The organism is Mesorhizobium sp. M0189, from assembly GCF_040322135.1.
Lineage (GTDB): Bacteria > Pseudomonadota > Alphaproteobacteria > Rhizobiales > Rhizobiaceae > Mesorhizobium.
In genome coordinates, this window is the sequence record NZ_JAMYSW010000004.1 from 225,069 (window position 1) to 251,233 (window position 26,165).

28 protein-coding genes are annotated in these 26,165 nt (G+C 63.5%); 12 read left to right on the forward strand and 16 right to left on the reverse strand.

Going from position 1 to position 26,165, the window contains the following annotated elements; genetic code table 11:
• The first annotated feature begins 191 nt into the window (after window positions 1–191).
• On the forward strand, window positions 192–1,130 hold the full coding sequence (locus NKJ09_RS09455; protein ID WP_352495232.1) for an alpha/beta hydrolase: 939 nt from the start codon (window positions 192–194) through the stop codon (window positions 1,128–1,130).
• Window positions 1,131–1,176: 46 nt separating this feature from the next.
• On the opposite strand, the gene NKJ09_RS09460 is transcribed toward NKJ09_RS09455, so the two are convergent.
• The 3 genes from NKJ09_RS09460 to NKJ09_RS09470 form a co-directional block, all read right to left on the reverse strand.
• Window positions 1,177–1,443, reverse strand: coding sequence for a hypothetical protein (locus NKJ09_RS09460; protein WP_352495233.1), 267 nt, complete (start codon window positions 1,441–1,443; stop codon window positions 1,177–1,179).
• A gap of 98 nt (window positions 1,444–1,541) precedes the next feature.
• Complete coding sequence (locus NKJ09_RS09465; protein WP_352484694.1) at window positions 1,542–2,327, reverse strand: DUF899 domain-containing protein; 786 nt, start codon at window positions 2,325–2,327, stop codon at window positions 1,542–1,544.
• Between the two features lie 159 nt (window positions 2,328–2,486).
• Window positions 2,487–3,041 carry an autotransporter gene (locus NKJ09_RS09470; RefSeq protein WP_023718309.1) on the reverse strand — a complete coding sequence of 185 codons (555 nt, stop codon included), beginning with the start codon at window positions 3,039–3,041 and terminating at the stop codon, window positions 2,487–2,489.
• A 99-nt stretch (window positions 3,042–3,140) separates the two neighbouring features.
• Here NKJ09_RS09470 and NKJ09_RS09475 point away from each other — a divergent pair, with 99 nt between their 5' ends.
• Window positions 3,141–3,887, forward strand: coding sequence for a GntR family transcriptional regulator (locus NKJ09_RS09475; RefSeq protein ID WP_352495234.1), 747 nt, complete (start codon window positions 3,141–3,143; stop codon window positions 3,885–3,887).
• Window positions 3,888–3,898: 11 nt separating this feature from the next.
• On the opposite strand, the gene NKJ09_RS09480 is transcribed toward NKJ09_RS09475, so the two are convergent.
• From NKJ09_RS09480 to NKJ09_RS09500, 5 genes are all read right to left on the reverse strand, one after another.
• Window positions 3,899–5,557, reverse strand: a complete 1,659-nt coding sequence (locus NKJ09_RS09480) for an FAD-binding dehydrogenase (RefSeq protein ID WP_352495235.1) — start codon at window positions 5,555–5,557, stop codon at window positions 3,899–3,901.
• Window positions 5,558–5,616: 59 nt separating this feature from the next.
• The gene (locus NKJ09_RS09485) at window positions 5,617–6,603 is read right to left on the reverse strand and encodes a Gfo/Idh/MocA family protein (protein WP_023718306.1); all 987 of its coding nucleotides are present in this window, start codon (window positions 6,601–6,603) and stop codon (window positions 5,617–5,619) included.
• A 149-nt stretch (window positions 6,604–6,752) separates the two neighbouring features.
• Window positions 6,753–7,328, reverse strand: a complete 576-nt coding sequence (locus NKJ09_RS09490) for a YceI family protein (protein WP_023718305.1) — start codon at window positions 7,326–7,328, stop codon at window positions 6,753–6,755.
• A gap of 68 nt (window positions 7,329–7,396) precedes the next feature.
• Window positions 7,397–7,975, reverse strand: coding sequence for a cytochrome b (locus NKJ09_RS09495; RefSeq protein WP_352495236.1), 579 nt, complete (start codon window positions 7,973–7,975; stop codon window positions 7,397–7,399).
• 60 nt (window positions 7,976–8,035) lie between these two features.
• Complete coding sequence (locus tag NKJ09_RS09500) at window positions 8,036–8,926, reverse strand: LysR family transcriptional regulator (protein ID WP_023718303.1); 891 nt, start codon at window positions 8,924–8,926, stop codon at window positions 8,036–8,038.
• Between the two features lie 105 nt (window positions 8,927–9,031).
• Between NKJ09_RS09500 and NKJ09_RS09505 the strand changes: the two genes are divergently transcribed.
• Entirely contained in the window at window positions 9,032–10,027 is a 996-nt protein-coding gene (locus tag NKJ09_RS09505) for an aldo/keto reductase (RefSeq protein WP_352762665.1), read from the forward strand.
• 267 nt (window positions 10,028–10,294) lie between these two features.
• Here the strand turns inward: NKJ09_RS09505 and NKJ09_RS09510 are convergent, their stop codons facing one another.
• The 7 genes from NKJ09_RS09510 to infC form a co-directional block, all read right to left on the reverse strand.
• Window positions 10,295–10,897, reverse strand: a complete 603-nt coding sequence (locus tag NKJ09_RS09510; protein WP_352484467.1) for a nucleotidyltransferase family protein — start codon at window positions 10,895–10,897, stop codon at window positions 10,295–10,297.
• 39 nt (window positions 10,898–10,936) lie between these two features.
• Entirely contained in the window at window positions 10,937–13,345 is a 2,409-nt protein-coding gene (gene pheT, locus NKJ09_RS09515; protein ID WP_352495237.1) for a phenylalanine--tRNA ligase subunit beta, read from the reverse strand.
• Between the two features lie 106 nt (window positions 13,346–13,451).
• Window positions 13,452–14,537 (reverse strand): phenylalanine--tRNA ligase subunit alpha, encoded by a 1,086-nt coding sequence (gene pheS, locus NKJ09_RS09520; RefSeq protein ID WP_023718300.1) that lies wholly within the window; start codon window positions 14,535–14,537, stop codon window positions 13,452–13,454.
• 96 nt (window positions 14,538–14,633) lie between these two features.
• Window positions 14,634–15,035: a 50S ribosomal protein L20 gene (rplT, locus tag NKJ09_RS09525; protein WP_006201247.1), complete on the reverse strand. Its 402-nt coding sequence runs from the start codon at window positions 15,033–15,035 to the stop codon at window positions 14,634–14,636.
• 147 nt (window positions 15,036–15,182) lie between these two features.
• Complete coding sequence (rpmI, locus tag NKJ09_RS09530) at window positions 15,183–15,386, reverse strand: 50S ribosomal protein L35 (protein ID WP_006201248.1); 204 nt, start codon at window positions 15,384–15,386, stop codon at window positions 15,183–15,185.
• Between the two features lie 178 nt (window positions 15,387–15,564).
• The gene (locus NKJ09_RS09535) at window positions 15,565–16,206 is read right to left on the reverse strand and encodes a methyltransferase family protein (protein ID WP_023718299.1); all 642 of its coding nucleotides are present in this window, start codon (window positions 16,204–16,206) and stop codon (window positions 15,565–15,567) included.
• Between the two features lie 202 nt (window positions 16,207–16,408).
• Complete coding sequence (gene infC, locus NKJ09_RS09540) at window positions 16,409–16,945, reverse strand: translation initiation factor IF-3 (protein ID WP_023677573.1); 537 nt, start codon at window positions 16,943–16,945, stop codon at window positions 16,409–16,411.
• Between the two features lie 214 nt (window positions 16,946–17,159).
• Between infC and NKJ09_RS09545 the strand changes: the two genes are divergently transcribed.
• From NKJ09_RS09545 to NKJ09_RS09560, 4 genes are all read left to right on the forward strand, one after another.
• A complete protein-coding gene (locus NKJ09_RS09545) occupies window positions 17,160–17,930 on the forward strand; it encodes an alpha/beta hydrolase (RefSeq protein WP_352484469.1) in 771 nt (256 codons plus the stop codon).
• A gap of 4 nt (window positions 17,931–17,934) precedes the next feature.
• Window positions 17,935–19,077, forward strand: a complete 1,143-nt coding sequence (locus tag NKJ09_RS09550; protein WP_352484470.1) for a benzoate/H(+) symporter BenE family transporter — start codon at window positions 17,935–17,937, stop codon at window positions 19,075–19,077.
• Between the two features lie 116 nt (window positions 19,078–19,193).
• A complete protein-coding gene (locus tag NKJ09_RS09555; RefSeq protein WP_352495238.1) occupies window positions 19,194–19,670 on the forward strand; it encodes a DUF2852 domain-containing protein in 477 nt (158 codons plus the stop codon).
• 98 nt (window positions 19,671–19,768) lie between these two features.
• A complete protein-coding gene (locus NKJ09_RS09560; RefSeq protein WP_023718295.1) occupies window positions 19,769–20,527 on the forward strand; it encodes a M48 family metallopeptidase in 759 nt (252 codons plus the stop codon).
• Between the two features lie 9 nt (window positions 20,528–20,536).
• On the opposite strand, the gene NKJ09_RS09565 is transcribed toward NKJ09_RS09560, so the two are convergent.
• The gene (locus NKJ09_RS09565; RefSeq protein ID WP_352495239.1) at window positions 20,537–20,755 is read right to left on the reverse strand and encodes a hypothetical protein; all 219 of its coding nucleotides are present in this window, start codon (window positions 20,753–20,755) and stop codon (window positions 20,537–20,539) included.
• A gap of 167 nt (window positions 20,756–20,922) precedes the next feature.
• Between NKJ09_RS09565 and NKJ09_RS09570 the strand changes: the two genes are divergently transcribed.
• The 5 genes from NKJ09_RS09570 to NKJ09_RS09590 all read left to right on the forward strand — a co-directional run bounded on the left by NKJ09_RS09570 (window position 20,923) and on the right by NKJ09_RS09590 (window position 26,118).
• Window positions 20,923–21,582 carry a phosphoribosylanthranilate isomerase gene (locus NKJ09_RS09570; RefSeq protein WP_352495262.1) on the forward strand — a complete coding sequence of 220 codons (660 nt, stop codon included), beginning with the start codon at window positions 20,923–20,925 and terminating at the stop codon, window positions 21,580–21,582.
• Window positions 21,583–21,615: 33 nt separating this feature from the next.
• Entirely contained in the window at window positions 21,616–22,866 is a 1,251-nt protein-coding gene (gene trpB / locus NKJ09_RS09575; protein ID WP_023718292.1) for a tryptophan synthase subunit beta, read from the forward strand.
• A 2-nt stretch (window positions 22,867–22,868) separates the two neighbouring features.
• Window positions 22,869–23,708: a tryptophan synthase subunit alpha gene (trpA, locus tag NKJ09_RS09580; protein WP_352495240.1), complete on the forward strand. Its 840-nt coding sequence runs from the start codon at window positions 22,869–22,871 to the stop codon at window positions 23,706–23,708.
• A 95-nt stretch (window positions 23,709–23,803) separates the two neighbouring features.
• Window positions 23,804–24,730: an acetyl-CoA carboxylase, carboxyltransferase subunit beta gene (gene accD, locus NKJ09_RS09585; protein WP_023718290.1), complete on the forward strand. Its 927-nt coding sequence runs from the start codon at window positions 23,804–23,806 to the stop codon at window positions 24,728–24,730.
• 62 nt (window positions 24,731–24,792) lie between these two features.
• Window positions 24,793–26,118 carry a bifunctional folylpolyglutamate synthase/dihydrofolate synthase gene (locus tag NKJ09_RS09590; protein ID WP_352495241.1) on the forward strand — a complete coding sequence of 442 codons (1,326 nt, stop codon included), beginning with the start codon at window positions 24,793–24,795 and terminating at the stop codon, window positions 26,116–26,118.
• Window positions 26,119–26,165: the final 47 nt, after the last annotated feature.

Below are 26,165 nucleotides of genomic sequence, written 5' to 3' on the forward strand. Positions count from 1 at the left end.
ACCCCCCTCTGCCCTGCCGGGCATCTCCCCCGCAAGTGGGGAGATCGGATGTCGCATCGGATTTCGCCAATTTCCAGCGTTGCAGGACAAGCGGCAAGGCCAAAGCTGCCGATCTCCCCCCTTGCGGGGGAGATGGCCGGCAGGCCAGAGGGGGGTGTCCAAGCTCAACCTTGGCGGCCCATTCGGCGCCCATGACCAACTACAAAACCCTCATCGACGCCGAGACCTGGGCCTTCATCGAGCGGACCAATTCCTATTATCCACCCGATACGATCGACTACACCATCGCCGAGCAGCGCGAGATCTATAACCGGATGTGCCGCGAGTTCTTTGCCGGCTATCCCCAAGGCGTCACCGCGGAAACCACAGCCATTGCCACACCCTGGCACATCCCGACCCGCGTCTACCGCGCCCCGGCGCCGGAAACGGCGGCGATGGTGCTGTATTTCCATGGCGGCGGTTTTATCCTCGGCGGGCTCGACAGCCATGACGACCTATGCGCCGAGCTTTGCAGCCGCACCGGCTACGAAGTGGTTTCGGTCGACTACCGGCTGGCGCCGGAACACCTTCATCCGGCCGCCTTCGACGATGCCATCAGCGCCTTCGAATGGGCGTCGACCACCTACGAACGGCCTATCCTGCTCTGCGGCGACAGTGCCGGCGGCAATCTCGCCGCGTCCGTCAGCCACGCGACCCGCGGCCATGCGCGCAAGCCGATCGGCCAGATTCTGGTCTATCCCGGCCTTGGCGGCGACAGCTCCGCCGGTTCCTACGTCACCCACGCGGAAGCGCCGATGCTGACGGCGCGTGACCTCGTTTTCTACAGGGACATCAGGACCGGGGGCGAGGACCGCACCGGCGATCTCACCTTGTCGCCGCTCGCCGACGCCGACTTTGCCAATCTGCCGCCCACCGTCGTGATCACCGCCGAATGCGACCCGCTGTCGTCGGACGGCGAAGCCTATCGCGACCGCATCGTTGCCGCGGGCGGACGTGCCTGGTGGCTCGAGGAGCCGGGGCTGGTGCATGGCTATTTGCGCGCCAGGCACACGGTCGGCCGCGCCCGCTCGAGCTTTACCCGGATTGTCGATGCAGTGACGGTTCTGGGGAAGGGCGAATGGATCTGGTGAGGGATGTCCTCCTCACCCCGACGGGCTTTTATCCGCCGGGATAGCTCTACTTGCGGCTGCGTCGCCGCCCGGAAACCCGCCTCAGCCAAGGCCCCAAATGAAAGGCGCTCATCAGCAGGTACATCGGGACCATGCCGCCCAGCGGTGAGGTCTCTTGCCCGGTCGAGCACATCATATCCGGCGCGCCGCCGAGCAGTGTCAACAACGCCATGGTTGCGAAGGTCGGCGCGGCGGCGAAGGACAGCCAGTCGGCTGCGCCAAGGGCGGCCGGGCTCGCATCGCCGCCGGATCCGCCTGCATGAATCTCGCTCATGTCCGTTGTCCCTGGTAGTGAGCGGGATGCGTTCGAATGAACAGCGCATCCCGCTCCTCCATTTGTCTTAGCCGCATTTCTGCGACGCCAAAGATGTTCTATTCGGTGCGATTCCGGAACGCGGCCTCTCCGGCGTCCGATATCTCGACCCATTTTTTGTCGGGGACGGCTTCGGCGCCGTAATTGTCGTGCCAGTTCCACCACTTGTATGTCGGCGTCTGCGGATAGCCCTCGGGCGAATCCTCCCAAACCTCCTGGCGGCCGAGCGGCGTCAGGTCGAGGTAGCTCCATACGGTCCCCATCGCCTCGTCGCCGCGGTTGTTGATGAAGTAGGTGCGGAACACGCGATCGCCGTCGCGGATGAACACGTTGTGGCCGTGCCACTCGTCAACGCCGAAATCAGCATCGAAGCTGTCGGTGATGGTGTACCAGGGCATCTTCCAGTCCATCCGCGCCTTTAGCCGCGCAATGTCGGCCTGCGGTGCGCGCGAGGCGTAGGCAAGCGTGGTGTCGCGCGCGTTCAAATGGGCGAGATTGCCGACCTGATCCGCCCCCAGCGAACAGCCGCGGCAGGCGTGATCGGGCCAGCCAAATACGCCGGGCTCGAAGAAGGCACGGTAGACGACCAGCTGGCGGCGGCCCTCGAACAGGTCGAGCAGGCTCACCTTTCCGTCAGGCCCTTCGAACATATAGGACTTCTCCACCGCCACCCATGGCATCCGCCGGCGCTCGGCGGCCAGTGCGTCGCGAGCCCGGGTCATGGTCTTCTCCTTCACGAGCAGCTGCTGGCGCGCGGCCTCCCATGCGTCAGGCGAAACGACCGGTGGTGTCTTCATCGCGAGCCGCGTCGCCTGCTCGCCTGTGCCATTCTGATGTGCCGTCATTGTGCATCTCCCTTGCTGGTTTGTCGCCGCACCGGCGCGACGTGTTGGGTCGTGAGATAGGATAGGGGTGATAGCGGATTGGCGAGAGTGACAAGTGTGACGCGATTCCGACGGGTTCGCTGATCACGGCCAATTTCGCCGCCCGCGACGCCTCTGCGCTCATTCGCGCCCGGACTGCTGAATGGGCCGTGCGCCGGCCAGGTAGCGGTCATTGTCAAACGGCTCGGCCTGGTTGCTTTCCGGGCTCCACAGCTGCCGGTGGGTTCGTGTGAGATCGCCGAGGTAGACATGCAGCGCACCCGATCGCGCGCTGCCGGTATTCGCAACCGCATGCACGGTATTTGAGGCCATGTGCACCACGGCAGGCGCTGCGATGTCCTGCCTTTCCGGGACATCGAGTTCGCTGCCGGCAACAGGATAGATGAAGTTCGTCTCGCTGCCCTTGTAGATGCCGATCAAGGCATCCATCAGGTGGTTATGAGGCGGGTACTGCAGGCCGGGCGACAGCGTGATGTGATAGATCGTCAGGTTAGGGCTCGCATGCAGAAGCACCTCGTCGTCGTCTTCTTCGTGAGCGAGTGTTCCCGATGCGTGAAAACGGTTCGTGTAGTCGCCCAGGACCGTCCTTACCGCTTCGAGGGGATCTGGGCCTCTCGCGGCATTGACGATATCATCGGCAACGGCGTAGAGAGGTGAGTTGGCGGCTAAAGGCATATCAGTTATCCTCCCTGAGATGCTCAGATTATCAATCTGATGTGCTCACGCTAGCGAATGCTGAGGCCAGCGTCAACGGGACAGCCAGACGGACAGAATATGAAAACGACGAAGTTGACCGCCGAACCGGCAGGGCCGGCCACGGCCGAGGCGACAGCACTGTCAGCCGCCGACGTCCTTCGCAGGGAACAGGCATATGAGCAGCTGAGGAACGACATCATAGCCTGTGTGCTGCGCCCCGGCGAAGCGCTCACCGAGAAACAGATCGGCGATCGATACCTGATCAAAAAGGCTACCATCCGCGCGGCGTTGGCCCGCCTGATGCAGGAAGGGCTGGTCAGGAGCGAGCCGCGCCGCGGCTACGTCGTTGCGACGCTCAGCCTGCGCGACGTCAACGAGATCTTCGATGTCCGCAGCTTGATCGAACCGGAAGTGTTCAGGGTGGCGGCATCGAACATGACCGAGCGCGGGCTCGAGGATATCAGGCTGGCAGCGCAAAAAGTGCTGAAGCCGGAGACGCTACGCAGCCACATTGCCTTCCTTGCGGCCGATCGTGCTTTTCGCCTGGCCCTTGCGGAGCTCTCGGGAAATTTGCGGCTGGCGCATCTCCTGGACCAGATACTCGACCAGTCGGCGCGGGTTCTCCACCTCGGCTTCAAGTCGCGCGACTTCACCCAGTTGATCATCGCCCAGCAAAAGGAACTGGTTCTTGCCTGCGAGGCAGGCGACGTTTCCGCCATCGTGAAACTTGCCCGTGCGCAGTGCCTGTTCCTCAAGAAGCAGGTGCTCGAGGCTTTGCTTGCCGGTTCCAAGCTTCAAGACGTCAATTTGCAACCCTTCGCCTAAAGCGCCTTGTTTCACCCCACCGCTCGCGCCGCTGCCCGTCCGGCACTGCGGCCGGAAAAGATGCAGCCGCCGAGAAACGTACCTTCGAGCGCTGCATAGCCGTGCATGCCGCCGCCGCCGAAACCGGCTGCCTCGCCCACCGCGTACAGCCCTTCGACCGGTTGGCCGCCGGCGCCCAGCACGCGGCTGTCGAGGTCCGTCTCAAGCCCGCCGAGCGTCTTGCGGGTCAGGATGCCGAGCCTGACCGCGATCAGCGGGCCATTGGCGGGATCGAGCAGCTTGTGCGGCCTTGCGGTACGGATCAGCCGGTCGCCGAGATAGGCGCGCGCGCCGCGCAGCGCGGTAATCTGCATGTCCTTGGAGAACGGATTGTCGAGCTGCCGGTCGCGAGCGCGGATTTCGCGCTCGACCTGCGCCAGTTCGAGCAGCGGCTCGCCGCCGGCCAGTGCGTTCATGCGGGCGACCAGCGCCGGCAGTTCGGGCTCGACGATGAAATCCTCACCCTTCTCCATGAACGCCTTGACCGGCGCGGGCACGCCGCTGGTGGCACGGCCAAGCACCTGGCGCCAGCTTTTCCCCGTCAGATCGGGGTTCTGCTCGGAGCCGGACAGCGCGACCTCCTTCTGGATGATCTTTTTGGTCAGGATGAACCAGGAATAGTCGAAGCCCGTGCTCATGATGTGGCTGAGCGTGGCCAACGTGTCGAAGCCGGGATAGAGCGGCACCGGCAGGCGTTTGCCGCGCGCATCGAGCCACAGCGATGACGGGCCGGGCAGAATGCGGATCGCATGATCGGTCCAGATCGGTGCCCAGTTCCTGACGCCCTCAACATAGTGCCACATGCGGTCGCGGTTGATGAGCCTGCCGCCGGCAGCCTCGGCGATCGCCAGCATGCGGCCGTCGACATGGTCGGGAACGCCGGTGATCATGCGTTTCGGCGGCGCACCCAGCCGCTGCGGCCAATTCTCCCGGACCAGCTGGTGATTGGCGCCGATGCCGCCGGAGGCGACGATGACGGCCTGCGCCTTCAACTCGAAATCGGCTGTGATCTCGCGCGAGCTCTTGCGGCCGCGCTCGGCATCACTCGCCGCCAATATGTCGCCGCGCACGCCGTCGACGGCAGCACCCGTCCGGCTCAATTCGTTGACCCGGTGACGGAACCTGAAGCTGATCAGCCCGCGCTTCTCGGCCTCGCGCACGCGCTGCACGAACGGTTCGAGCACACCAGGCCCGGTGCCCCAGGTGACATGGAAGCGCGGCACCGAATTGCCGTGGCCGACGGCATTGCCGCCGCCGCGTTCGGCCCAGCCGACCACCGGAAAGAATTTCAGGCCGCGCTGCATGAGCCAGGAGCGCTTCTCGCCGGCGGCGAAGCCGAGATAGGCCTCGGCCCAGCGGCGCGGCCAGAGATCTTCCGTGCGGTCGAAGGCTGCAGTGCCCAGCCAATCCTCGAGCGCCAGCTCATACGAATCGCGGATGCGCATGCGCCGCTGTTCGGGCGAATCGACAAGGAAGATGCCGCCGAGCGACCAGAACGCCTGGCCGCCAAGCGACTGCTCCGGCTCCTGCTCGACGATGATGGTCTTCTTGCCGGCCTCAGTCAGTTCGGCCGCCGCGACAAGACCGGCAAGGCCGGCGCCGACAATGATCACATCCGCGTCGTTTGGCATCTATTTGGCCATGATCTCGTCCAAAAACCGGTCCCTCATTTTTTGGGATCATGGCCGGCCTAGACTGTCTCCCAGCCTTCCTTCTCGCCGGCGCGGAAGATGGCATCGATGACCTTCTGGTTGAGCACCGATTCTTCCAGGGTGAAAACGCGGTCCTTGCCGCCCTGTGCCGCCCGCGCGAAGGCCTCGACTTCCAGCCGGTATTGCTGCGTGCCGGGAAAGCGGAATACCTGCGCCTCGCTGTGGTTCTGGTTGTGCAGCTCGACGCGGTGATGGTCATAGAGCCCGGCGTTGAACGGTGAGAACACCTCGATGAATCCCTTCTCGCCGTGGAACACCATCACCTGGCGTGCCGCCATCTGCGTCGACAGGTAGAATGACAGCTCGAAATCGCCGAAATCGGCGCGGATCGAGGAATAGATGTCGGTGCCGAACGTCTTGTCGCGCTCGATCGTCGCCTGGACGCGCAGCGGCTCCTTGCCCGTCGAAAAGCGTGTCGACACCGTCGGGTAGACACCGATGTCGGGCAGCGCGCCGCCGCCGAGATCGAGCTTGTTGCGCATGTTGTTGGGGTCGACATTGTAATAGGAGAACGCGCCCTGGACATGGCGCAGCCGGCCGATGGCGCCGTTGGCGATCAGCTCGCGCACCTTGATCCATTGCGGATGGTAGACGACCATGAAGGCTTCGCAGACCAGCACCTTCTTGGCATCGCGCAGCTTGATCAGCGGCGGAATGTCCTTGGCATCGAGCGCCAGCGGCTTTTCGACCAGAACATGCTTGCCGGCCTCGATCGCCTTGGCCGTCCATTCGACATGCTGCGAGGTCGGCAGCGGAATGTAGACGCCGTCGATGTCGCTGGAGGCGAGCAGCTCCTCATAGGAGCCGAAAGCGTGGCGCGCGCCGAAGCGTTCGCCCAGTGCCCGGGCTTTCGACAGATCGCGGCTGGCGATCGCCGACAGCACGCCGTTCTCCGCCTCGACGATTGCCGGCAAAAGCTGCTCGCGGCCGATCTTGGCCGTCGACAAAACACCCCATCGGAACATCAGATTTCTCCTCTCGATTGCAGGCCTGGAGGTTTGCCCTAATTCAAGAGAAAAGCCAATTGGACACTTGGACTGGTCCTTCGAACCGGGCTTTCGTCATCCTCGGGCTTGACGATGCGAGACGTGTCTCTGCCAATCGCGAAGTCAAGCTATCCCCGCTTGCCGGTCAGCGTCATGTCGAAGTCGACGACGTTGGAATAGATCGGCGTGCCGACATCCATGCCGTAGCGCGACCGCAGCACCTTGCCGGTGACATGGAATTTTATCGTGCCCGCCCTGAGGCCGCGGAGCTCGGCCGTGAATTTTTCCTGAAAGGTCTTGCCGCGCGCCGTCAGCCGGCCGGTGACAAGGGCTGACGTGGCGCCGGTGCGTTTGACGCTGGTCGAACGGAACTGGATCTCCGGATTGTTGGCCGCGTCGAAAACCGCGTCCGAGCGGAGAAATGCGTCGATGCGGCTTTGGTCGGTACCGACGCTTTCGGGGAAGATGGTGAAATTGACCTGGGACCGGCCGATATCGCTGTTGTCGATGAGGATACTGCCCTTGAAGCGGGCAAAGGCACCGTCGAGCCCGCCGCCGCCGAGCTTGGCGATGGAGAAGTGGATGCTGGAACTCCCCGGGCTGATGGTGTAGCTGCCGGCCGCGTCGCCAAGGGCGACGGCGGCGAAAACAGGCATGGCAAAACAAGCGACGGCTGCCGCAAATCCGAAGATGCGCGCGTACATGGGACTGGTCCTCTTGGGAGGCAACGCTTTCTTGCGTCCTCGCCCCATGAACGAATGAGCCGCCCGCTCTATTCCGTGTCGCGATGTGACGAAGCCGTGATCATGCGCGTCAGCACGGTATCCCTCAGCCAGAAATGATGACGCAGCGCCGCGGCCAGATGCAAAGCGACAAGCCCGATGCCGGCATAGGCGAGATACCAGTGCGTCGCCGCCCAGAAGCTTTCTGCCATGTCCGATTCACCAAGCGGCAGATTGGGCATGACGAACAGATTGAACGGCACGCTCGGGATCTCCAGCACCGAGACCGAGACCAGCGCCCAGCCGGACAGCGGCAGAGCGAGCTGAAACGCATAAAGCGCAAGATGGACAAGCGGCGCGATGCGGCGCTCGAACGGGCCGACCGAGCGCGGCAGCGATGGGGCCGGTCTGGCAAGGCGCCAGGCGATGCGCAGGATGACCAGCCCAAGCAGCAGGAAGCCGAAGGATTTATGCAGCTGGATCAGCTCGAAGGCGGTGCGCTGGCTGGACAGTCTCACCATGACGAAGCCGAGCACGAACTGGCCGATAAAGAGCGCCGCGATCAGCCAGTGAAGGATGAGCGCCGTCCAGCCGTAGCCGGTGGCCTGGTTTTTGGGCAGTGCTGACATGGTCGGTGAACGAATGCCAGGTCGGCTTTCTTCCACCTCTCTCTTGTGGGGAGGGTTGGCTTACTCGCCGACCTTGAAGAAATCAACAAAGGCCCTGAGCGCCGGCCGCATCTGGCGGCGGCTTGGGTAATAGACGAAGAAGCCGTCGAAAGGCGGGCACCAGTCCTCCAGCACGCGAACAAGCTTGCCAGCGGCGAGCGCGTCGCGGACATAGTCCTCGAACACGAAGGCGAGCCCGGCGCCGTCGACTGCGGCGTTGGCAATCAAATGGTCCTCGTCGAGGATCAGCGGCCCTTGCACCGGGATTTCGATCTCCTCGCCGTTCTTCTCGAATTCCCAGCGATAGAGAATGCCGCTGGAGAAGCGGAAGCGGATGCAGCGGTGACCGGCAAGATCGCGCGGATGCTGCGGCTTGGGCATGGTCTCGAAATAGGATGGCGCGCCGACGACTGCGCCGCGAAGGTCCGGCCCGATGCGCACGGCGATCATGTCGCGCTGCAGGCTCTCGCCCAGCCGCACGCCGGCATCGAAGCCGCCCTCGACCACATCGGTGAAGCGGTCCTCGATGACGATCTCCAGCACGATGTCGGGATAGGCAGCGGCAAAGGCGCCGAGTCTTGGCGTCAGCGTCAGGTGGGCCGCGGTGCGCGGCACGGTCAGCCTGAGATTGCCGGCCGGCCGGTCGCGCGCCTCGATCGCCGATTCCAGCGCCAGATCGATCTCCGATAGCGCCGGCCTGAGGCGCTCGAGCAGCTGCGCGCCCTCCTCGGTCGGAGCGACGCTGCGCGTGCTGCGCGCCAGAAGGCGCACGCCGAGGCGCGCTTCGAGGCTGGAAACCGCGTGGCTGACCGCCGATGGCGCGATTGCCAGTTCCTTGGCCGCGCCGCGAAAACTGCCGCATTGGGCGACCGTTGCCAGTACAGCGAGCTGTGAAAGATGGGTTCGCTTCATTGATCTATTTTTTGGAACAGCCTGTGCAAATGAGAGCCGATTATCGAACGCAGCGCAAGACGCTATCTCTGCGGCATCACAACCATCACAACAAGGAGATACGTGATGCAAACCCGCAAGCTCGGCAATGAACTTGACGTCTACCCGGTCGGCCTCGGCTGCATGGGGATGAGCTTTGCCTATGGTGGCCAGCCGGAGGCGGACGCGATCGCCACGCTGCGCCACGCTGTCGACATCGGCGTCAATTTCTTCGACACGGCCGAAGTCTATGGCCCCTACGAGAACGAAATCCTGGTTGGCAAGGCGCTGAAGCCGGTGCGTGACAAGGTGACGATTGCGACGAAATTCGGCTTCAAAATCCTGGAAGAAGGCAGCGGCATGGAGCGCATGGCCGGCGTCGACAGCCGCCCGGAACACGTCAAGGCGGTTGCCGAAGCGTCGTTGAAGCGGCTGGATACGGAGGTCATCGACCTCTATTACCAGCACCGCGTCGATCCCAACGTGCCGATCGAGGATACGGTCGGCGCCATGGCCGAGCTGGTGCGCGAGGGCAAGGTGCGGGCGCTCGGCCTGTCGGAGGCGAGTGCGGCGACCATCCGCCGGGCGCATGCGGTGCATCCGATCGCCGCGGTGCAGAGCGAATATTCGCTGTGGAGCCGCGATCCGGAGGAGGAGGTGTTTGCCGTCTGTCGCGAGCTCGGCATCGGCTTTGTCCCCTATAGCCCGCTCGGCCGCGGCCTGCTCACCGGCACGATCGCCAAGCCCGATGTTCTCGGCGCCGACGACTGGCGCCGCGGGTTGCCGCGCTTCCAGGCCGACGCCATGGCGGCCAATGCGGCGGTCGTCGCCGTGCTGGAAAAGATGGCCGCCGAGAAGGGCGTGACGCGGGCGCAGCTGGCGCTCGCCTGGGTGCTGCATCAGGGCGACTTCATTGTCCCGATCCCCGGCGCGCGAAAAATCCGCCATCTGGAGCAGAATACGGCGGCAGCCGATATTGTGCTGAGCCAGGCCGAAGTGGCGTCCATCGGCGACGCGCTGTCGCCGGAAAAGGTGGTCGGCAAGCGCTATACCGAGGAGCTGCTGGCCCTGGTCAACGGTTGAACGGCGATCGACGGCGTAATCGAACGGGGCGTTTCGGCGCCCCGTTTTCGGTCGCACCGCAATGCAAATAATTGCGAGATATTGGCGCGAGGCACCCCCCTCTGTCCTGCCGGACATCTCCCCCTCAAGGGGGAGATTGGACGTCACCTCGGCTTTCGCCAATCACGGACGTTGCAGGAGCGAGCGGATCGCCGAAGCTGCCGATCTCCCCCCTTGAGGGGGAGATGTCCGGCAGGACAGAGGGGGGTGCTGTCCCGCCGACATTTCCTACCAAGGCACGACACTGATCTCCGGCCAGTTCTCCCTCGCACGCGCGCCCTTCATCTCGTGCGTCTGCTGATTATCTAGTGCACGGTTCGGGGTAACGCGAAACGAGAAGATGTCGTCGAGCCCGAACGGCGCCACGAGCGCGAGTTGCCCATCGGTGCCGAATCTAACGCCGACCGCATGGGTTTTCGAAGCGAAATAGGACAGCGCCTCGGCGGACGACGACAGTCTGGGATAGGAACCGCCAAAGCGCGCCTCAAACCACAGATGCACCCGCGCCTGGTTGCGCACTTCGACCGGCAGCGTCAGTCCTTCGAACTGCTTCGCCGCCCGGCGGATGACCGTGTCCTCGGCCTCGTAAGACAGATCGCTCTCATCGAAATAGAACAGATCGACATCACGAATGCCATATCCCGAAGGCTTCGCCGTCAGATGATTCCAGACGCTGTTGTAAAGCGCGCCGGACACGACCAGCCAGTCGGGGAGGTCGAGCGCCCGTACCCGCGACAGCGTCTCGCCGACCAGCGGATCGGCCGAGACGATATCGAGAAAGGCTGCACGCTGTTCCTCGAAGGGCAGCCCTGAATAGCGCAAATGGTTCATCGCCCTTTGGAGGGCGATTCGCCATGCGTCCGCAATCCCTCAGCCGCGCAGCACGCCGCCGGTCTGTTTGCCGACATTCTCGACGATGCGCTTGGCCAGCGCCTCGAAATCCTCGTCGGTCAGCGTCTTTTCGACCGGCTGGATCGAAACTTCGATGGCGATCGACTTCTTCGCCGCGCCGAGCGCTGCACCCTCGAAAACATCGAACACCGAGACGCCGGAAATCAGCTTCCGGTCTGCGGCAAGGGCGGCGCGAACGAGTGTGCCGGCTTCGACCGCCTTGTCGACGACGAAGGCGAAATCGCGCTTGACCGCCTGGAAGGCGGACAGATCGAGCCTCGGCTTTGTCCGCGTCGGCTTGGCCTTCGGCTCGGGCACGGCATCGATGAACACCTCAAACCCGCAAAGCGGACCGGAGACGTCAAGCCCCTCCAGCGTCTTCGGGTGGAACTCGCCGAACGTGCCAAGGATTACCTTCGGCCCGAGCTTGATCGTGCCGGAGCGGCCGGGGTGATACCAGGCCGGGCTGCCGGCCTCGATCTGCAGCCGCTCGACTGGCGCGCCGCAGGCTTCGAGTGCTGCGATCGCATCGGCTTTGGCGTCGAAGACGCCGACGGCGCCGGCGTTGCCGGCCCAATGACGGCCGGAGCCCTCGAGCTTGGCGGTGCCGCGCCGAACGCCGGCGGCAACACGCCGCTGCTGGTCGGCGCCGTCGCCCTCGTAAGTGCCCGACACTTCGAACAGCGCGACATCGCCGATGCCCTTGGCGGCGTTGCGCTGCGCGGCTGCGATCAGGCCCGGCAGCAGCGACGGCCGCATGTCCGACATATCGGCGGCGATCGGGTTGGCAAGCTTCAGCGCCTGCTGGCCGCCGCCGAACAAATCGGCGTGTTTTGCCGGAATGAACGACCAGGTGACGGCCTCCATCATGCCGCGCACGGCAAGTGCCCGCTTGGCGGCGCGGGTGCGGATCTGCAGCACAGTCAGGATCTTGGCGTTGACCGCGTCGTGGCTGCCGAGCGGCTGCGGCGCGATATTGTCGACGCCGTGGATGCGCATGACCTCCTCGACCAGGTCGGCCTTGCCGTCGACATCCGGCCGCCAGGACGGGACCGCCACATTGACGACATCGCCCGTGCCCTCCGGCTTGAAGCCGAGGCGGGCAAGAATGTCGAGGCTCGTCGAGCGCGGCACTTCGATGCCGGTCAGCCGCTTCACGTCCGACAATGGGAACGAGACGATCTTCGGCCGATGGCCGGCATAGCCGACGACTTCGGTTTGCGTCGGCGTACCGCCGCAGAAATCGAGCACCAGCCTCGTCGCCAGCTCCACACCGGGAATCATCATTTCCGGGTCGACGCCACGCTCGAAGCGGTAGCGTGCATCGGTGATGATGCCGAGCGTGCGGCCGGTGCGGGCGGTGGCGATCGGGTCCCAAAGTGCCGACTCGATCAGCACGTCGGTGGTGTTCTCGTCGCAGCCGGAATGCTCGCCACCCATGATGCCGGCGATCGACTCGATACCATCCTGGTCGGCGATGACGCACATCTCCGGCGTCAGCGTGTATTCGCGGCCGTCGAGCGCCAGCACCTTTTCGCCGTCGCGTGCCCGGCGCACGGTGAGATTGCCGGTGACCTTCGCAGCGTCGAAGACATGCAGCGGCCGGCCGCGATCGAAGGTGACATAATTGGTGATGTCGACCAGCGCACTGATCGGCCTCAAGCCGATGGCGAGAAGCCTTTGCTGCAACCATTTCGGCGACGGTCCGTTCTTGACGCCGCGCACCAGGCGCAGCGCAAAGCCGGGACAGAGCTCCGGCGCTTCGATCGTCACCTTGACCGGCGTCTCGCCCTTGCCGGGGATCGGCTCTATCGGCGCGCTCTTCAGCGTGCCGAGCCCGCTCGCCGCCAGATCGCGGGCGATGCCATAAACGCTGGTCGCATCCGGCCGGTTCGGCGTCAGATTGATTTCGATCAGCGGATCGTCGAGATGGGCATAGGCGGCGAAACTGGTGCCGACCGGCGCATCGGCCGGCAGGTCGATGATGCCGTCATGCTCCTCGGACAGTTCGAGCTCGCGCTCGGAGCACATCATGCCGTGGCTTTCGACGCCGCGGATCTTGCCGACGGTCAGCGTCACGTCGATGCCGGGAATATAGGTGCCGGGTGCTGCAAAGGCGCCGATCAGGCCCGCGCGGGCGTTCGGCGCGCCGCAGACAACCTGCACCGGCGCCCTGCCGTCGCCGGTGTCGACGGTCAGCACGCGCAGCCGGTCGGCGTCGGGATGCTGGACTGCCGTCAGCACCTTGGCGATGACGAAAGGTTTCAAGCTCGCCCGGTCGTCGACATGCTCGACCTCGAGGCCGATCGAGGTGAGACGTTCGACGATTTCCGCCAGCGAGGCATCGGTCTCGAGATGATCCTTGAGCCAGGAGAGGGTAAGTTTCATGACTGTGTTCCGTCTGGTCTGGGCACGCTGGGCTTGAAGCTATGCGGCCGCGCGTCGGACATGTGCAGGAAGGCTAGCTGCCCGCGGATTTGCGGCGGCCCGGTTGTCACGCGCTTAGCCCGCCAAACAGCGTCGGCATGTCGAGCGGCCTAAAACCGTAATGCGACAGCCAGCGCACATCGGCGTCGAAGAAGGCGCGCAGGTCGGGCATGCCGTATTTCAGCATGGCGATGCGGTCGATGCCCATGCCCCAGGCGAAGCCCTGGTATTCGTCGGGATCGAGGCCGCCGTAGCGGAGCACGTTGGGGTGGACCATGCCGCAGCCTAGGATCTCCAGCCAGTCTGAGCCTTCACCGAAGCGCACCTCGCCAGGCCGCGAACGGTCGCACTGGATATCGACCTCGAGGCTGGGCTCGGTGAACGGGAAGAAGGACGGCCGGAAGCGCATCTTGACGCTCGGCACCTCGAAGAAGGCCTTGCAGAACTCCTCCAGTACCCACTTCATGTTGGCGACGTTGGCCGATTTGTCGATCACCAATCCCTCGACCTGATGGAACATCGGTGAGTGGGTGGCATCGGAATCCTGCCGGTAGGTCTTGCCAGGAATGACGATGCGGATCGGCGGCTTCTGCATCTCCATGGTGCGGATCTGCACCGGCGAGGTGTGGGTGCGCAAAAGCTTGCGTTCGCCCTGCTCGTCCGGCTGGAAGAAGAAGGTGTCGTGCATCTCGCGCGCCGGGTGGCCTTCCGGGAAGTTCAGCGAGGTGAAATTGTAATAGTCGGTCTCGATGTCGGGACCTTCGGCGATGGCAAAGCCGAGATCGCCGAAGATCGCCGCGATCTCGTCGATAACCTGGCTGATCGGATGGATGCGGCCGCGCTCGGCCGGCGATTGTCGCACCGGCAAGGTGACGTCGACCTTCTCGGCGGCAAGCCGTGCCGTGATCGCCACATCTTTCAGCTCGGCGCGACGGGCCGAAAGTGCCTCGGTGACGCGGTTCTTGAGGCCGTTGATTGCCGGGCCTTTGACCTGGCGCTCCTCGGCGCTCATCGAGCCGAGTGTCTTCAGTATCTCGGAGACCGAACCCTTCTTGCCGAGGGCAGAGACACGCACCGCCTCGATTGCTTGCTCGTCGGCGGCAGAGGCGATCTCGGCCATCAGGGAATTTTCGAGAGTTTCCATGTCACTCATGTTCCAGACCCGATTGGAAGCAAAGAAAAACCCGCGCCAGCCCTGCCAGCGCGGGTTTCCCAAATCAAGTGTCGAATAGCTTGGGAAGCGCTGGTCTTAAGCGACAGCGCTTTCAAAAGCGTTCGGCGTGGTGTTCTTGAGGTATTCGAGCGCGACCTTGGCCTTGGCCACGAGTGCGGCAAAAGCCTGCGGCTCGTGGATGGCCATGTCCGACAGGATCTTGCGATCGATCTCGATGCCGGCCTTGTTGAGACCGTCGATGAAACGGCCATAGGTCAAGCCATGCTCATGCGTCGCCGCATTGATGCGCTGGATCCACAGCGCGCGGAACGAACGCTTGCGATTCTTGCGGTCGCGATAGGCGTACTGCAGCGACTTTTCCACCGCCTGCTTGGCGATGCGAATGGTGTTCTTGCGGCGGCCGTAAAAACCCTTGGCGGCTTTCAGGACCTTCTTGTGCTTGGCGTGCGAGGTGACGCCTCTCTTTACGCGTGCCATGTCATGATCTCCTTAAAAGCAATTCCAGGAAAAGTGCCTAGCGGTTTTCCGTTCGGAATTGCGTAAAACAAATGCGTGTCCAGACCGAATGCCCTTATTTGGCGCATGATGTTTTCCAAAAAGTTTGCAACTTTTTGGCATCATGCCCTAGAGGCCGTTCGGCAGAAAATTCTTGATGACCTTCTTGCCATCCGGTTCAGCCAGAACCATCGTGCCGCGGGCATTTCGAATGAACTTGTTGGAACGCTTGATCATGCCGTGACGCTTGCCGGCCGCAGCCGACAGAACTTTACCCGTACCTGTGATCTTGAACCGCTTCTTGGCGGCCGATTTGGTCTTCATCTTGGGCATTTTGCTACTCCGTTTATATGCGCACCAATGCGCTTTTTGTTCGCTTCAGGCCGACCAAAGCCCGAAAAGCAAATGAAACCGCCACGGCATGCCCTGCCGGGCGGTTTTTTTGGAACGCGGTCATATACGTCAAAGCGAGGGCGCGCGCAACACCCAGCGCTCAGCAACCTTGTAGTGCTCAGGGGAAACGGAACAGCACCGGTAATATGCCCGACTGCTGGGCGCCGTCGATCAGTTCGAAAGCCGGCAAGGCAAGGAGGAACACCAGCCCGTCCAGTAACGTGGTTCGCAGCAGGCGCGGCTTGAAGCTGCCGGTGTCGCCTTCCTGATACAGTGACAGTTTCGGGAAGAAGCGCGGCACTTTCGCCAGATAGGCCTGGTATGGCGCGCCGAGAACCTCCTTGAGGAATTTCTCCTCGCGCAGGATAACGATGTAAAAGGCACCCGCGCAGAGCGCTCCAAAGCCGATCGTGGCCGCGATGGAGCCGATCTGTGCGCCGACACCAGCGGCAGCTAAAGTGGAGAAAAGGTAGAGTGGGTTGCGCGTGATCGAATAGGGTCCGCCGGTCACCACTTCGGAGGATTTGCGTCCGCCGATGTAAAGCGTCGACCACAAGCGCCCGACGATGCCGAGAAAGATCAGCACGACGCCGACCATTTCGATCGTTTCATGCACTGGCGTATCGGGAGGGAAAACCGACTGGCCGAACAGCAGCGCCGCGAACATCACCATGATGAGAACGGCAAGTACCATCCTGCGCATATGCTGGTAGCTGCCAAGCCCGTGCTTAACTTGCGCGTATCTGACTTCATTGACCATGTCGGGAATCCGATCGTCGAGGGAACCAGAGCGTCGTTGCTCTCGCCGGCGATCGCAGCGTCTGGCCAAGAAAACAGGCGCCCCGCCGATCGCCGGGACGCCTTGCAACATGATTCAGGCGGATTTAATGCATGTCGCCCAAAAGTGCGCAGCGGTTTTGGGACAACGACATGCACAAAACAGAACTAAAGCGCAACGCGCTTTAGCGGGGCGCCAGCACCATCATCATCTGGCGGCCTTCGAGCTTCGGTTCGGCTTCGACCTTGGCGATGGGCGCCACTTCCTCGCGAACCTTATTCAGAAGCTGCATGCCGAGTTCCATGTGCGCCATCTCGCGACCGCGGAAGCGCAATGTCAGCTTGACCTTATCGCCTTCCTCGAAAAAGCGCCGGACGGCCTTCATCTTGGTCTCATAGTCGTGGCTGTCGATGTTCGGGCGCATCTTGATCTCCTTGATCTCGATGACCTTCTGGTTCTTGCGCGCCTCGGCCGCCTTCTTCTGGTTGGCGTATTTCAGCTTCCCGAGATCGAGGATCTTTACGACGGGCGGCACTGCATTGGGCGATATCTCGACCAGATCGAGCCCAGCCTCTTCGGCGAGCAGCAATGCGTCGTTGATGGAGACATCGCCCCGGTTCTGGCCTTCGGCGTCGATTAGCTGGACCCGGGGAACCCGGATATCACGGTTGGAGCGCGGGCCTTCCTTGGTGGGCGCCGCTGCTTTGAAAGGTCTGCGAATGGTCGTGGTCTCCTTGAGCCGTTTCGTTAAGGGGTTCTTCAGTTCAGAATTGCGAACGCGCAATGTGGTGAGCGCGCGGCCGGAGTCAATAGCACAGCATTCTCAGGAAATCACCTGCTCGATGAATGCTCCTCTGCACCAAGCGAAGAAAGTAACAGAGCACTTTTCGTTGAACCCCCGCTTGTGCCAAAAGACCGGCGCGAGGGAATACACCATGAGCACCACCACCCCGATCTTCCTAGACGTCGACGGGACGAGCATCGCCGTCAGGCATGCGGCAGGTGCCGAGCCCGGCATCGTCTGGCTTGGCGGCTACAAATCCGACATGCTGGGCACCAAGGCCGAAACCCTGTCGGAATGGACGCGCAAAGAAAGCCGGGCCTTCCTGCGCCACGATTATTCCGGCCATGGCGAATCGGGTGGCGCCTTTGCCGACGGCACCATCTCGAAATGGCTAGGCGAGAGCCTGGCGGTTTTCCGCCGCTTCACCCAGGGCAGGCAAATCCTGGTTGGTTCGTCGATGGGCGCGTGGATCGCGCTGCGCATGGTGCAGGAATTGCGTAAGGCGGGCGAGAACAGCGTCGCCGGCCTTGTGCTGCTGGCCCCGGCGCCCGATTTCACGTTCGAACTGGTGGAGCCGGTGCTGACCGGAGCGCAGAAGCGCGACCTCAGGAAAAAGGGTTTTTTCGAAGAGCCGTCGGATTATTCAGCCGAGCCTTACATCTACACGCGCGCTCTGATCGAGGACGGCCGCAGCAACCGGGTGATGACCGGGCCGGTCGACACGCACTGTCCGGTCCATATCCTGCAAGGCCTGGCCGATCCCGACGTGCCGTCGAGCCATGCGCTCAAGCTGGTCGGCCTGCTGCCGGCCGACGACGTCACGCTGTCGCTCATTCCGGACGGCGACCACCGCCTGTCGCGACCTCAGGATCTCGATATGCTGGTGCGGGCGGTGGACGCGATGGTGCGGCAGGCGGGATAGAGACATGCGCATTTCCATTCCGGTGTCCGCCTTTGTGGCGGCGATCGTCGGCTTCGGCGGTACGCTGGCCATCGTCATTGCCGCCGCCAAGGCGGTCGGCGCAACGCAGGTCGAGACCGCAAGCTGGGTGACGGCACTCTGCCTGGCGATGGCCATCGAGAGCCTGTGGCTGTCGTGGCGCACGAAAATGCCGGTCATCACCGCATGGTCGACGCCGGGCGTCGCGCTGATCGCCGCATCGACCGGCTTTTCGATGGGCGAGGCGGTTGGCGCCTTCATCGTCACCGGGGTCCTGCTGGTCGCCACCGGCCTGTTCGGGCCATTGACCAAGCTGATCGCCAGAATACCGGCTTCGGTCGCGTCCGGAATGCTGGCCGGCATCGTCGTAACCTTCGCCATCAATGCGGTGAAGACCGTGCCCGTCGACCCCTGGCTGATCCTGCCGCTGGTTGCGGTCTTCTTCGTCATCCGCCTGTTCAACCCGGCGCTGTCGGTGCTGTTGGTGCTGATCGGCGGCGGTCTCGCGGCCTTTCTTACCGACCGGGTCGGCGGTCTGCCGGCACCGGAACTCTCGAGCTTGACGCTGGTAATGCCGCAGTTCACCGCCGCTTCGATCATCGGCCTGGCATTGCCGCTCTATCTGGTCACCATGGCCTCGCAGAACCTATCCGGCCTCGCCGTGCTGAGGGCAGCCGGCTATCATCCCGAACCCGGGCCGCTGATCGGCGTCACCGGCCTGTTTTCGCTGCTGACGGCGCCGTTCGGCGCCTCGACGACCAATCTGGCGGCGATCTCGGCGGCGATCTGCACCGGACCCGACGTGCATCCTGATCCGGCCGAGCGCTGGAAGACCGGCCCGTTCTACGCGCTGGCCTATCTTGTCTTTGCCCTGTTCGGCGCCTCGCTGGTGGCGATCTTCGCCGTATTGCCGCAGAGCCTGATCGCGCTGGTCGCCGGCCTGGCGCTGATGGCACCGCTCGCCAATGCGCTGTCGATCGCCTTGAAAGACGAGGACGAGCGGATGGCCGCTACCGTCACCTTCGCCGTCACCGCATCAGGGCTGACGCTGTTCGGCGTCGGCGCGGCGTTCTGGGGCCTGATCGCCGGATTGGTCGTGCTTTTCCTTGAAATGCTCAAAAAGCGATAATCATTTCAGCCGCTTGTCCGGTTTTGGCGGTTGCTGTCTTGAATCGCCGTTTTCTCCATCCCATTTCGATTCCACGCAGCCGGATTTGGCTGTCTCCAACTGAAGGATTGGGAGAAATGAACACATCTGCATTGATCCGTCCGGCCTGGACGCCGGCGACCATCGCGCTGATGGTGATCGGGTTCATGGTGTTCTGGCCGCTCGGCTTCGCCATGCTCGCCTACATCATCTGGGGCGACCGGCTCGACGGCTTCAAGCGCGACGTCAACCGCGCCACCGACGGCATCTTCGCCGGCTGCCGCCGCGGTTCCGACAAGGCCGCGCGCTGGGGGCATGGCTCCGCCCGCACCGGCAACGTCGCTTTCGACGACTGGCGCGAAAAGGAACTCGAGCGGCTTGCCGAGGAACGCCGCAAGCTCGACGAGATGCTGAGCGAGTTCGACGAATATGCCCGCGAATTGCGCCGCGCCAAGGACCAGGAAGAGTTCGATCGTTTCATGGCCAACCGCAACAAGTCGACGTCTCCCACGACCGGGTCGACGACGAACAACAAAACCACCGGCAAGTCCACGCCAGGCCTGCTCGACGAGTAAGGGTCCCGTGCCCAGATAGATAATCCAACGGCGTCGCGTCAGCGGCGCCGTTTCTTTTTTGTTCTAGTCGTTTCCCTCGAATCACGTATCGTCCCGGAATGTCCTTCGGCTTCTTTCGCACCCCGACGAAACCCAAGCCCACGCCCGTCGTGGAGCGCGAGCATTGCGTTGCCGGCCGCACGCTGCCGCTCAAGATCGTCGAGAACGACAGGGCGCGGCGCCTGACGCTGCGCATCGATTCCGGCGGCCGCGGCCTGCGCATCACCGTGCCGCCGGGGCTGCGGCGCGGCGAGGTGGAAAGATTCCTCGACCGTCATCAGGACTGGCTGGAGCAAAGGCTGGCCAAGGTGCCCAACCGGCCGCAGGTGCGGCCCGGCATCAAGATACCGGTGCGCGGTGTGCCGCATCGCATCGTCCATGAACCGTCGAAACGCGGTACAGTCACGCTGTCGCGCGACGAGCGCGGTCCGCTGATGATCGTGCATGGTGAGCGCCTGCATCTGCCGCGCCGCATCGCCGATTTCCTCAAGCGCGAAGCCAAGCGCGAGATCGAGGCGCTGGTGACCAAGCACAGTGCTGCGGTCGGCAAGCGCGCCAAGGCGATCCGCTTCAAGGATACGTCGAGCCGCTGGGGGTCCTGCACGTCGGACGGCAATCTGTCGTTTTCCTGGCGCATCATGATGGCGCCGCGGCCGGTGATAAACTACCTCGTGGCGCACGAGGTGGCGCATCTCAAGGAGATGAACCACGGCCCGAAATTCTGGAAATTATGCGAGCAGCTGTGCCCGGACACCGAGCGCTGCAAGGATTGGCTCAAGCGCAATGGCGGCGCGCTGCAGGCGATCACGTTCGAGTAGTTGTCCGATTCAATCGTCGTTGGCGGCGTTCAACTCCTCCGGCCGCAATCCCTCGTCGACATGGCGCGGCCAGGGCAGGAAATTCTTCTCGAAGCCATCGTTGCTGAAATAAGCCAGCGCCCGATGCGCCTCCGCGCCGTTGAAGGCTGCCTTGTCCATCAAATGAGCGATGACCTCATGGGCCTGCGCCAGCTTTTGCCTGAGTTCCGCGACGGTCTTTTCCGGCATGGTCTTTGTTCTCCCGCCTTTGTGCCTGAGCAAGGTAGCGCGTTGCGCTCTTATATTAGCAAGGTGGCGCGTTCCGCTCTTACATTAGCAAGGTAGCGCGTTCCGCGCCGGCGGCAAACAGGATGCTTTTTCTCGACTCTTTGGTCGTTTCGTGCCAATCCCGCGCCATGGCGCTGGACATCAAGATATGCGGATTGAAGACTGACAAGGCACTGGCCGCGGCATTGGCCGGCGGCGCCAGCCATGTCGGCTTCAATTTCTTTGCCAAAAGCCCGCGCTATGTCGAGCCGGTGGAAGCCGGCCGCCTGCGCGAAGCGGCGCGCGGCAAGACCAAGGCGGTTGCGGTGACGGTCGACGCCAGCGACGCGTTCCTGGACGAGATCGTCGAAAAAATGCAGCCCGACATGCTGCAGCTTCACGGCGCCGAAACGCCCGACCGGGTGGCTGAGGTGAAGGCGCGCTACGGCTTGCCGGTGATGAAGGCACTGCCGGTCAGCGAGGCTGCCGATCTCGAGTGGGTTAAACCCTTCATCGGCATTGCCGACCGCTTTCTGTTCGATGCCAAGCCGCCTAAGGGTTCGGAACTGCCGGGCGGCAACGGTCTTGCCTTCGACTGGCGCATTCTGGCCGGCCTTGACGCCGGCGTCGATTACATGCTTTCCGGTGGGCTCAATGCCGGCAATATCGGCGACGCCCTTCGGCTGGCGAACCCGCGCGGAATAGATCTTTCCTCGGGCGTGGAAAGCGCGCCGGGCGTCAAGGAACCGGCGCTGATCGAACAATTTTTCCGGGCCGTCGGGGCAGCACGCGACAACCGCGCCGCCTGACCACGCTTCAAACCACAGACCAGGAGATCGGCGATGGATAAGCCGGCGATACCGAATTCCTTCCGCACCGGCCCCGACGAGCAGGGCATGTTCGGCATTTTTGGCGGTCGTTTCGTTGCCGAAACGCTGATGCCGCTGATCCTTGAGCTGGAGCGGCACTGGAACGAGGTCAAGAACGATCCGGACTTCAAGGCCGAACTGACCGATCTCTCGACGCATTACGCCGGGCGGCCGTCGAAGCTCTATTTCGCCGAAGGCTTGACCAGGCATCTTCGCGAGGTTTCCGCAGCGAAGGGCCTCGGCGGGGGCGCAAAGGTCTATTTCAAGCGCGAGGATCTGAACCACACCGGCTCGCACAAGATCAACAACTGCCTCGGCCAGATCCTGCTCGCCAAGCGCATGGGCAAGACGAGGATCATCGCCGAGACCGGAGCCGGCCAGCATGGCGTCGCTTCCGCTACAGTGGCGGCGCGCTTTGGGCTTCCCTGTATCGTCTATATGGGCGCGACCGATGTCGCCCGGCAAAGCCCCAACGTCTTTCGCATGAAGCTTCTGGGCGCGGAAGTGCGGCCGGTGACCGCCGGCCACGGCACGCTGAAGGACGCCATGAACGAGGCGTTGCGCGACTGGGTGACCAATGTCGAGGACACCTATTACCTGATCGGCACCGCCGCCGGCCCCCACCCCTATCCAGAGCTGGTGCGCGACTTCCAATCGGTGATCGGCACCGAGGCGCGCGCCCAGATCCTCGAGCAGGAAGGCCGGCTGCCGGACACCATCATCGCTTGTGTCGGCGGCGGTTCCAACGCCATCGGCCTGTTCCATCCCTTCCTCGACGACAAAGAGGTTCGCATCATCGGCGTCGAAGCCGGCGGCCGCGGCCTCGATGGCATCGAGCATTGCGCTTCGATGAGTGCCGGCGCGCCCGGCGTGCTGCATGGCAACCGTACCTACCTCCTGCAGAACGCCGACGGCCAGATCATGGACGGCCACTCGATCTCGGCCGGGCTCGACTATCCCGGCGTCGGGCCGGAGCACTCGTGGCTGCGCGATTCCGGCCGCGTCGACTATGTGCCGATCCTCGACGACGAGGCGCTCGAGGCGTTTCAGCTGACGACGCGCGTCGAGGGCATCATTCCGGCGCTGGAATCCGCCCACGCTATCGCGCAGGCGGTGAAGATCGTGCCTGATATGGACAAGGACCAGATCGTCATCGTCAATCTGTCCGGCCGCGGCGACAAGGACGTGCATACGGTGGCCAATATGCTGGGCATGGAGATCTGATCATGACCACCCGTATCGACCGCCGCATGGCGACGCTGAAGGCCGAAGGCCGACCGGCACTCGTCACCTATTTCATGGGCGGCGACCCCGACTACGACACGTCGCTGTCGATCATGAAGGCGCTGCCTGGCGCCGGCAGCGACATCATCGAGCTCGGCATGCCGTTTTCTGATCCAATGGCCGACGGCCCGGCGATCCAGGCGGCCGGCCTGCGGGCGCTGAAGGGCGGCCAGACACTGGTCAAGACGCTGAAGATGGCCTCGGAATTCCGCGCCGGCGACAATGAAACGCCGATTGTCTTGATGGGCTACTACAATCCGATCTACATCTACGGCGTCAAGCGCTTCCTGAGCGACGCGCTGGCCAGCGGCATAGACGGGCTGATCGTCGTCGACCTGCCACCGGAGATGGACGAGGAGCTTTGCATCCCGGCACTCAAGGCCGGCATCAACTTCATCCGGCTGGCGACCCCGACCACCGACGACAAGCGCCTGCGCAAGGTGCTGCAGAACACGTCGGGCTTCGTCTACTATGTCTCGATGACCGGCATTACCGGCTCGGCGCTGGCCGACACCGGCAAGGTGGCGGCAGCGGTCAAGCGCATCAAGAGCCATACCGACCTGCCCGTCTGCGTCGGCTTCGGCGTCAAGACCGCCGAGCAGGCGCGCACCATCGGTGCCTCGGCCGACGGCGTCGTCGTCGGCACGGCGATCGTCAATGCGGTCGCCAACGTGCTCGGGCCGAAGGGCGAAAAGACCGCCGATCCGGCAGAAGCTGTCGCCACGCTGGTCAGCGGGCTGTCGCAAGGGGTTCGCGCGGCTCGCCTTGCTGCCGCCGAATAGTCTTGATCATCTGGTTGACCATGATCTTTGCCGAAAACCGGTTTCCACTTTTCGGGATCATGGTCTAACTCTTCGTAAGGACAGGAGCCGAAGCGATGAACTGGATCACCAATTACGTCCGCCCGAAGATCAATTCGATGCTCGGCCGCCGCACCGACATGCCGGAAAACCTGTGGATCAAGGATCCCGAGACCGGCGAAATGGTGTTCCACAAGGATCTGGAGCAGAACCAGTTCGTCATCCCGTCCTCCGGCCACCATATGAAGATATCGGCCAAGGAACGGCTGAAGTTCTTCCTCGACGACGGCAAATACGAAACGCTGGAAAACCCCAAGGTGGTGCAGGATCCACTCAAGTTCCGCGACGAGAAGCGCTATGTAGACCGGCTGAAGGATGCCAAGGCCAAGACCGGCATGGAAGACGCCATCATCAATGCGCTGGGTACCGTCGAAGGCCTGCCGGTGGTGGTGACGGTGCAGGATTTTGCCTTCATGGGCGGCTCGCTCGGCATGGCGGCCGGTGACGCCATCGTGCATGGCTTTGAGGTCGCCCTGCAGCGCAAGCGGCCGCTGATCCTGTTTGCGGCCTCCGGCGGCGCCCGTATGCAGGAAGGCATCCTGTCGCTGATGCAGTTGCCGCGGACCACGGTCGGCGTCGACAGACTGAAGGAGGCCGGCCTTCCCTACATCGTCGTCCTGACCAACCCGACGACCGGCGGCGTCACCGCCTCCTACGCCATGCTGGGTGACGTGCACATTGCGGAGCCCGGCGCCCTGATCGGCTTTGCCGGCCCGCGCGTCATCGAGCAGACCATCAGGGAAAAGCTGCCCGACGGCTTCCAGCGCGCCGAATATCTGATGGAACACGGCATGGTCGACATGGTGGTGTCACGGCTGGAGATGCGCCAGACGATTGCGCGGCTGCTGAGAATGCTGCTCAAGCTGCCGGAAGAGCAAAAATCGCAGGAGCCGGAAATCCTGCCGCCGTCGGTGATCCCGGTCGAGGCCAGGCCGCAAGCCTGACACGACATCATGCGGCGCGGGCGGCTGTTGTGTGCCGTTGTGCGCACGCTTAGGATTCCTTCATGACCACGCTTGCCGCCGACCGCGAAATCGAAAGCCTGATGGCGCTTCACCCGAAGGGCTTCGACCTTTCGCTTGACCGCATTTCGCGGCTACTCGAGCGCCTCGGCAACCCGCAGGACCAGCTGCCGCCGGTCATCCACATCGCCGGCACCAACGGCAAGGGCTCCTGTGCCGCCTTTTCACGGGCGCTGCTCGAAGCCGCCGGCTACCGCGTCCATGTCCACACATCGCCACATCTGGTGAACTGGCATGAGCGCTACCGACTGGCCGCCGATGGCGGCGGCAGGCTGGTGGACGACAAGGTCTTCGCCGAAGCCATCGCCCGCGTCGCCAAGGCCAATCAAGGCCAGAAGATCACCGTGTTCGAAATCCTCACCGCAGTCACCTTCGTGCTGTTTTCCGAATATCCGGCCGATGCCGTCATCCTCGAGGTCGGCCTTGGCGGCCGATTCGACGCAACCAATGTCATCGCCGAGCCGGCCGTGTCGGTGATCATGCCGGTCTCGCTCGACCACGAAGCCTATCTCGGCGACCGCGTTGAACTGATCGCCGCCGAAAAGGCCGGCATCATCAAGCGTGGATGCCCGGTCGTCATCGGCGCGCAGGAAAGCGAGACGGCGCAGCAGGTGCTCATCGAAACCGCCGAACGGCTCGACTGCCCCGCCTTCGTCTATGGCCAGGATTTCCTTGCCTATGAGGAAAACGGGCGCATGGTCTATCAGGACGAAGACGGATTGATGGACCTGGCGCCGCCGCGCCTGCCGGGGCGCCACCAATTCGCCAATGCGGCAGCGGCGATCGCGGCGGTCAAAGCGGCGGGCTTCGAGATCAGCCACCGCGCTGCCGAGAAGGCGATGGCGAATGTCGCCTGGCCGGGCCGCATGCAAAAGCTGCCGCTGGGCCGGCTGACCGAACTGGCGCCGAAGGGCGCCGACATCTGGCTCGACGGCGGCCATAATCCCGGCGCCGGCGTGGTCGTCGCCGAGGCGCTGGCCGAGCAGGAGGAAAAGAACCCGCGGCCGCTGTTCCTGATCTCGGGCATGATCAACACCAAGGACCAGAGCGGCTATTTCCGCGCCTTCAAAGGGCTGGTGCGGCATGTCTACACCGTGCCGGTGAGCACGAGCGACGCCGGCGTGCCGAACGACGAACTGGCGACGCGCGCCATCGAGGCCGGCCTGTCGGCCGAACCCGTCAGTTCCGTCGCCAATGCACTGATGCTGCTGCGCGATACATGGGACGGACCGCCGCCGCGCATCCTGATCGGCGGATCGCTTTACCTGGCCGGTGCGGTATTGGCCGAAAACGGCACGCCGCCGGTTTGAGGCGTGCCTCCCCCATGCCACGATAACGCCAGACTCATCAGATCACC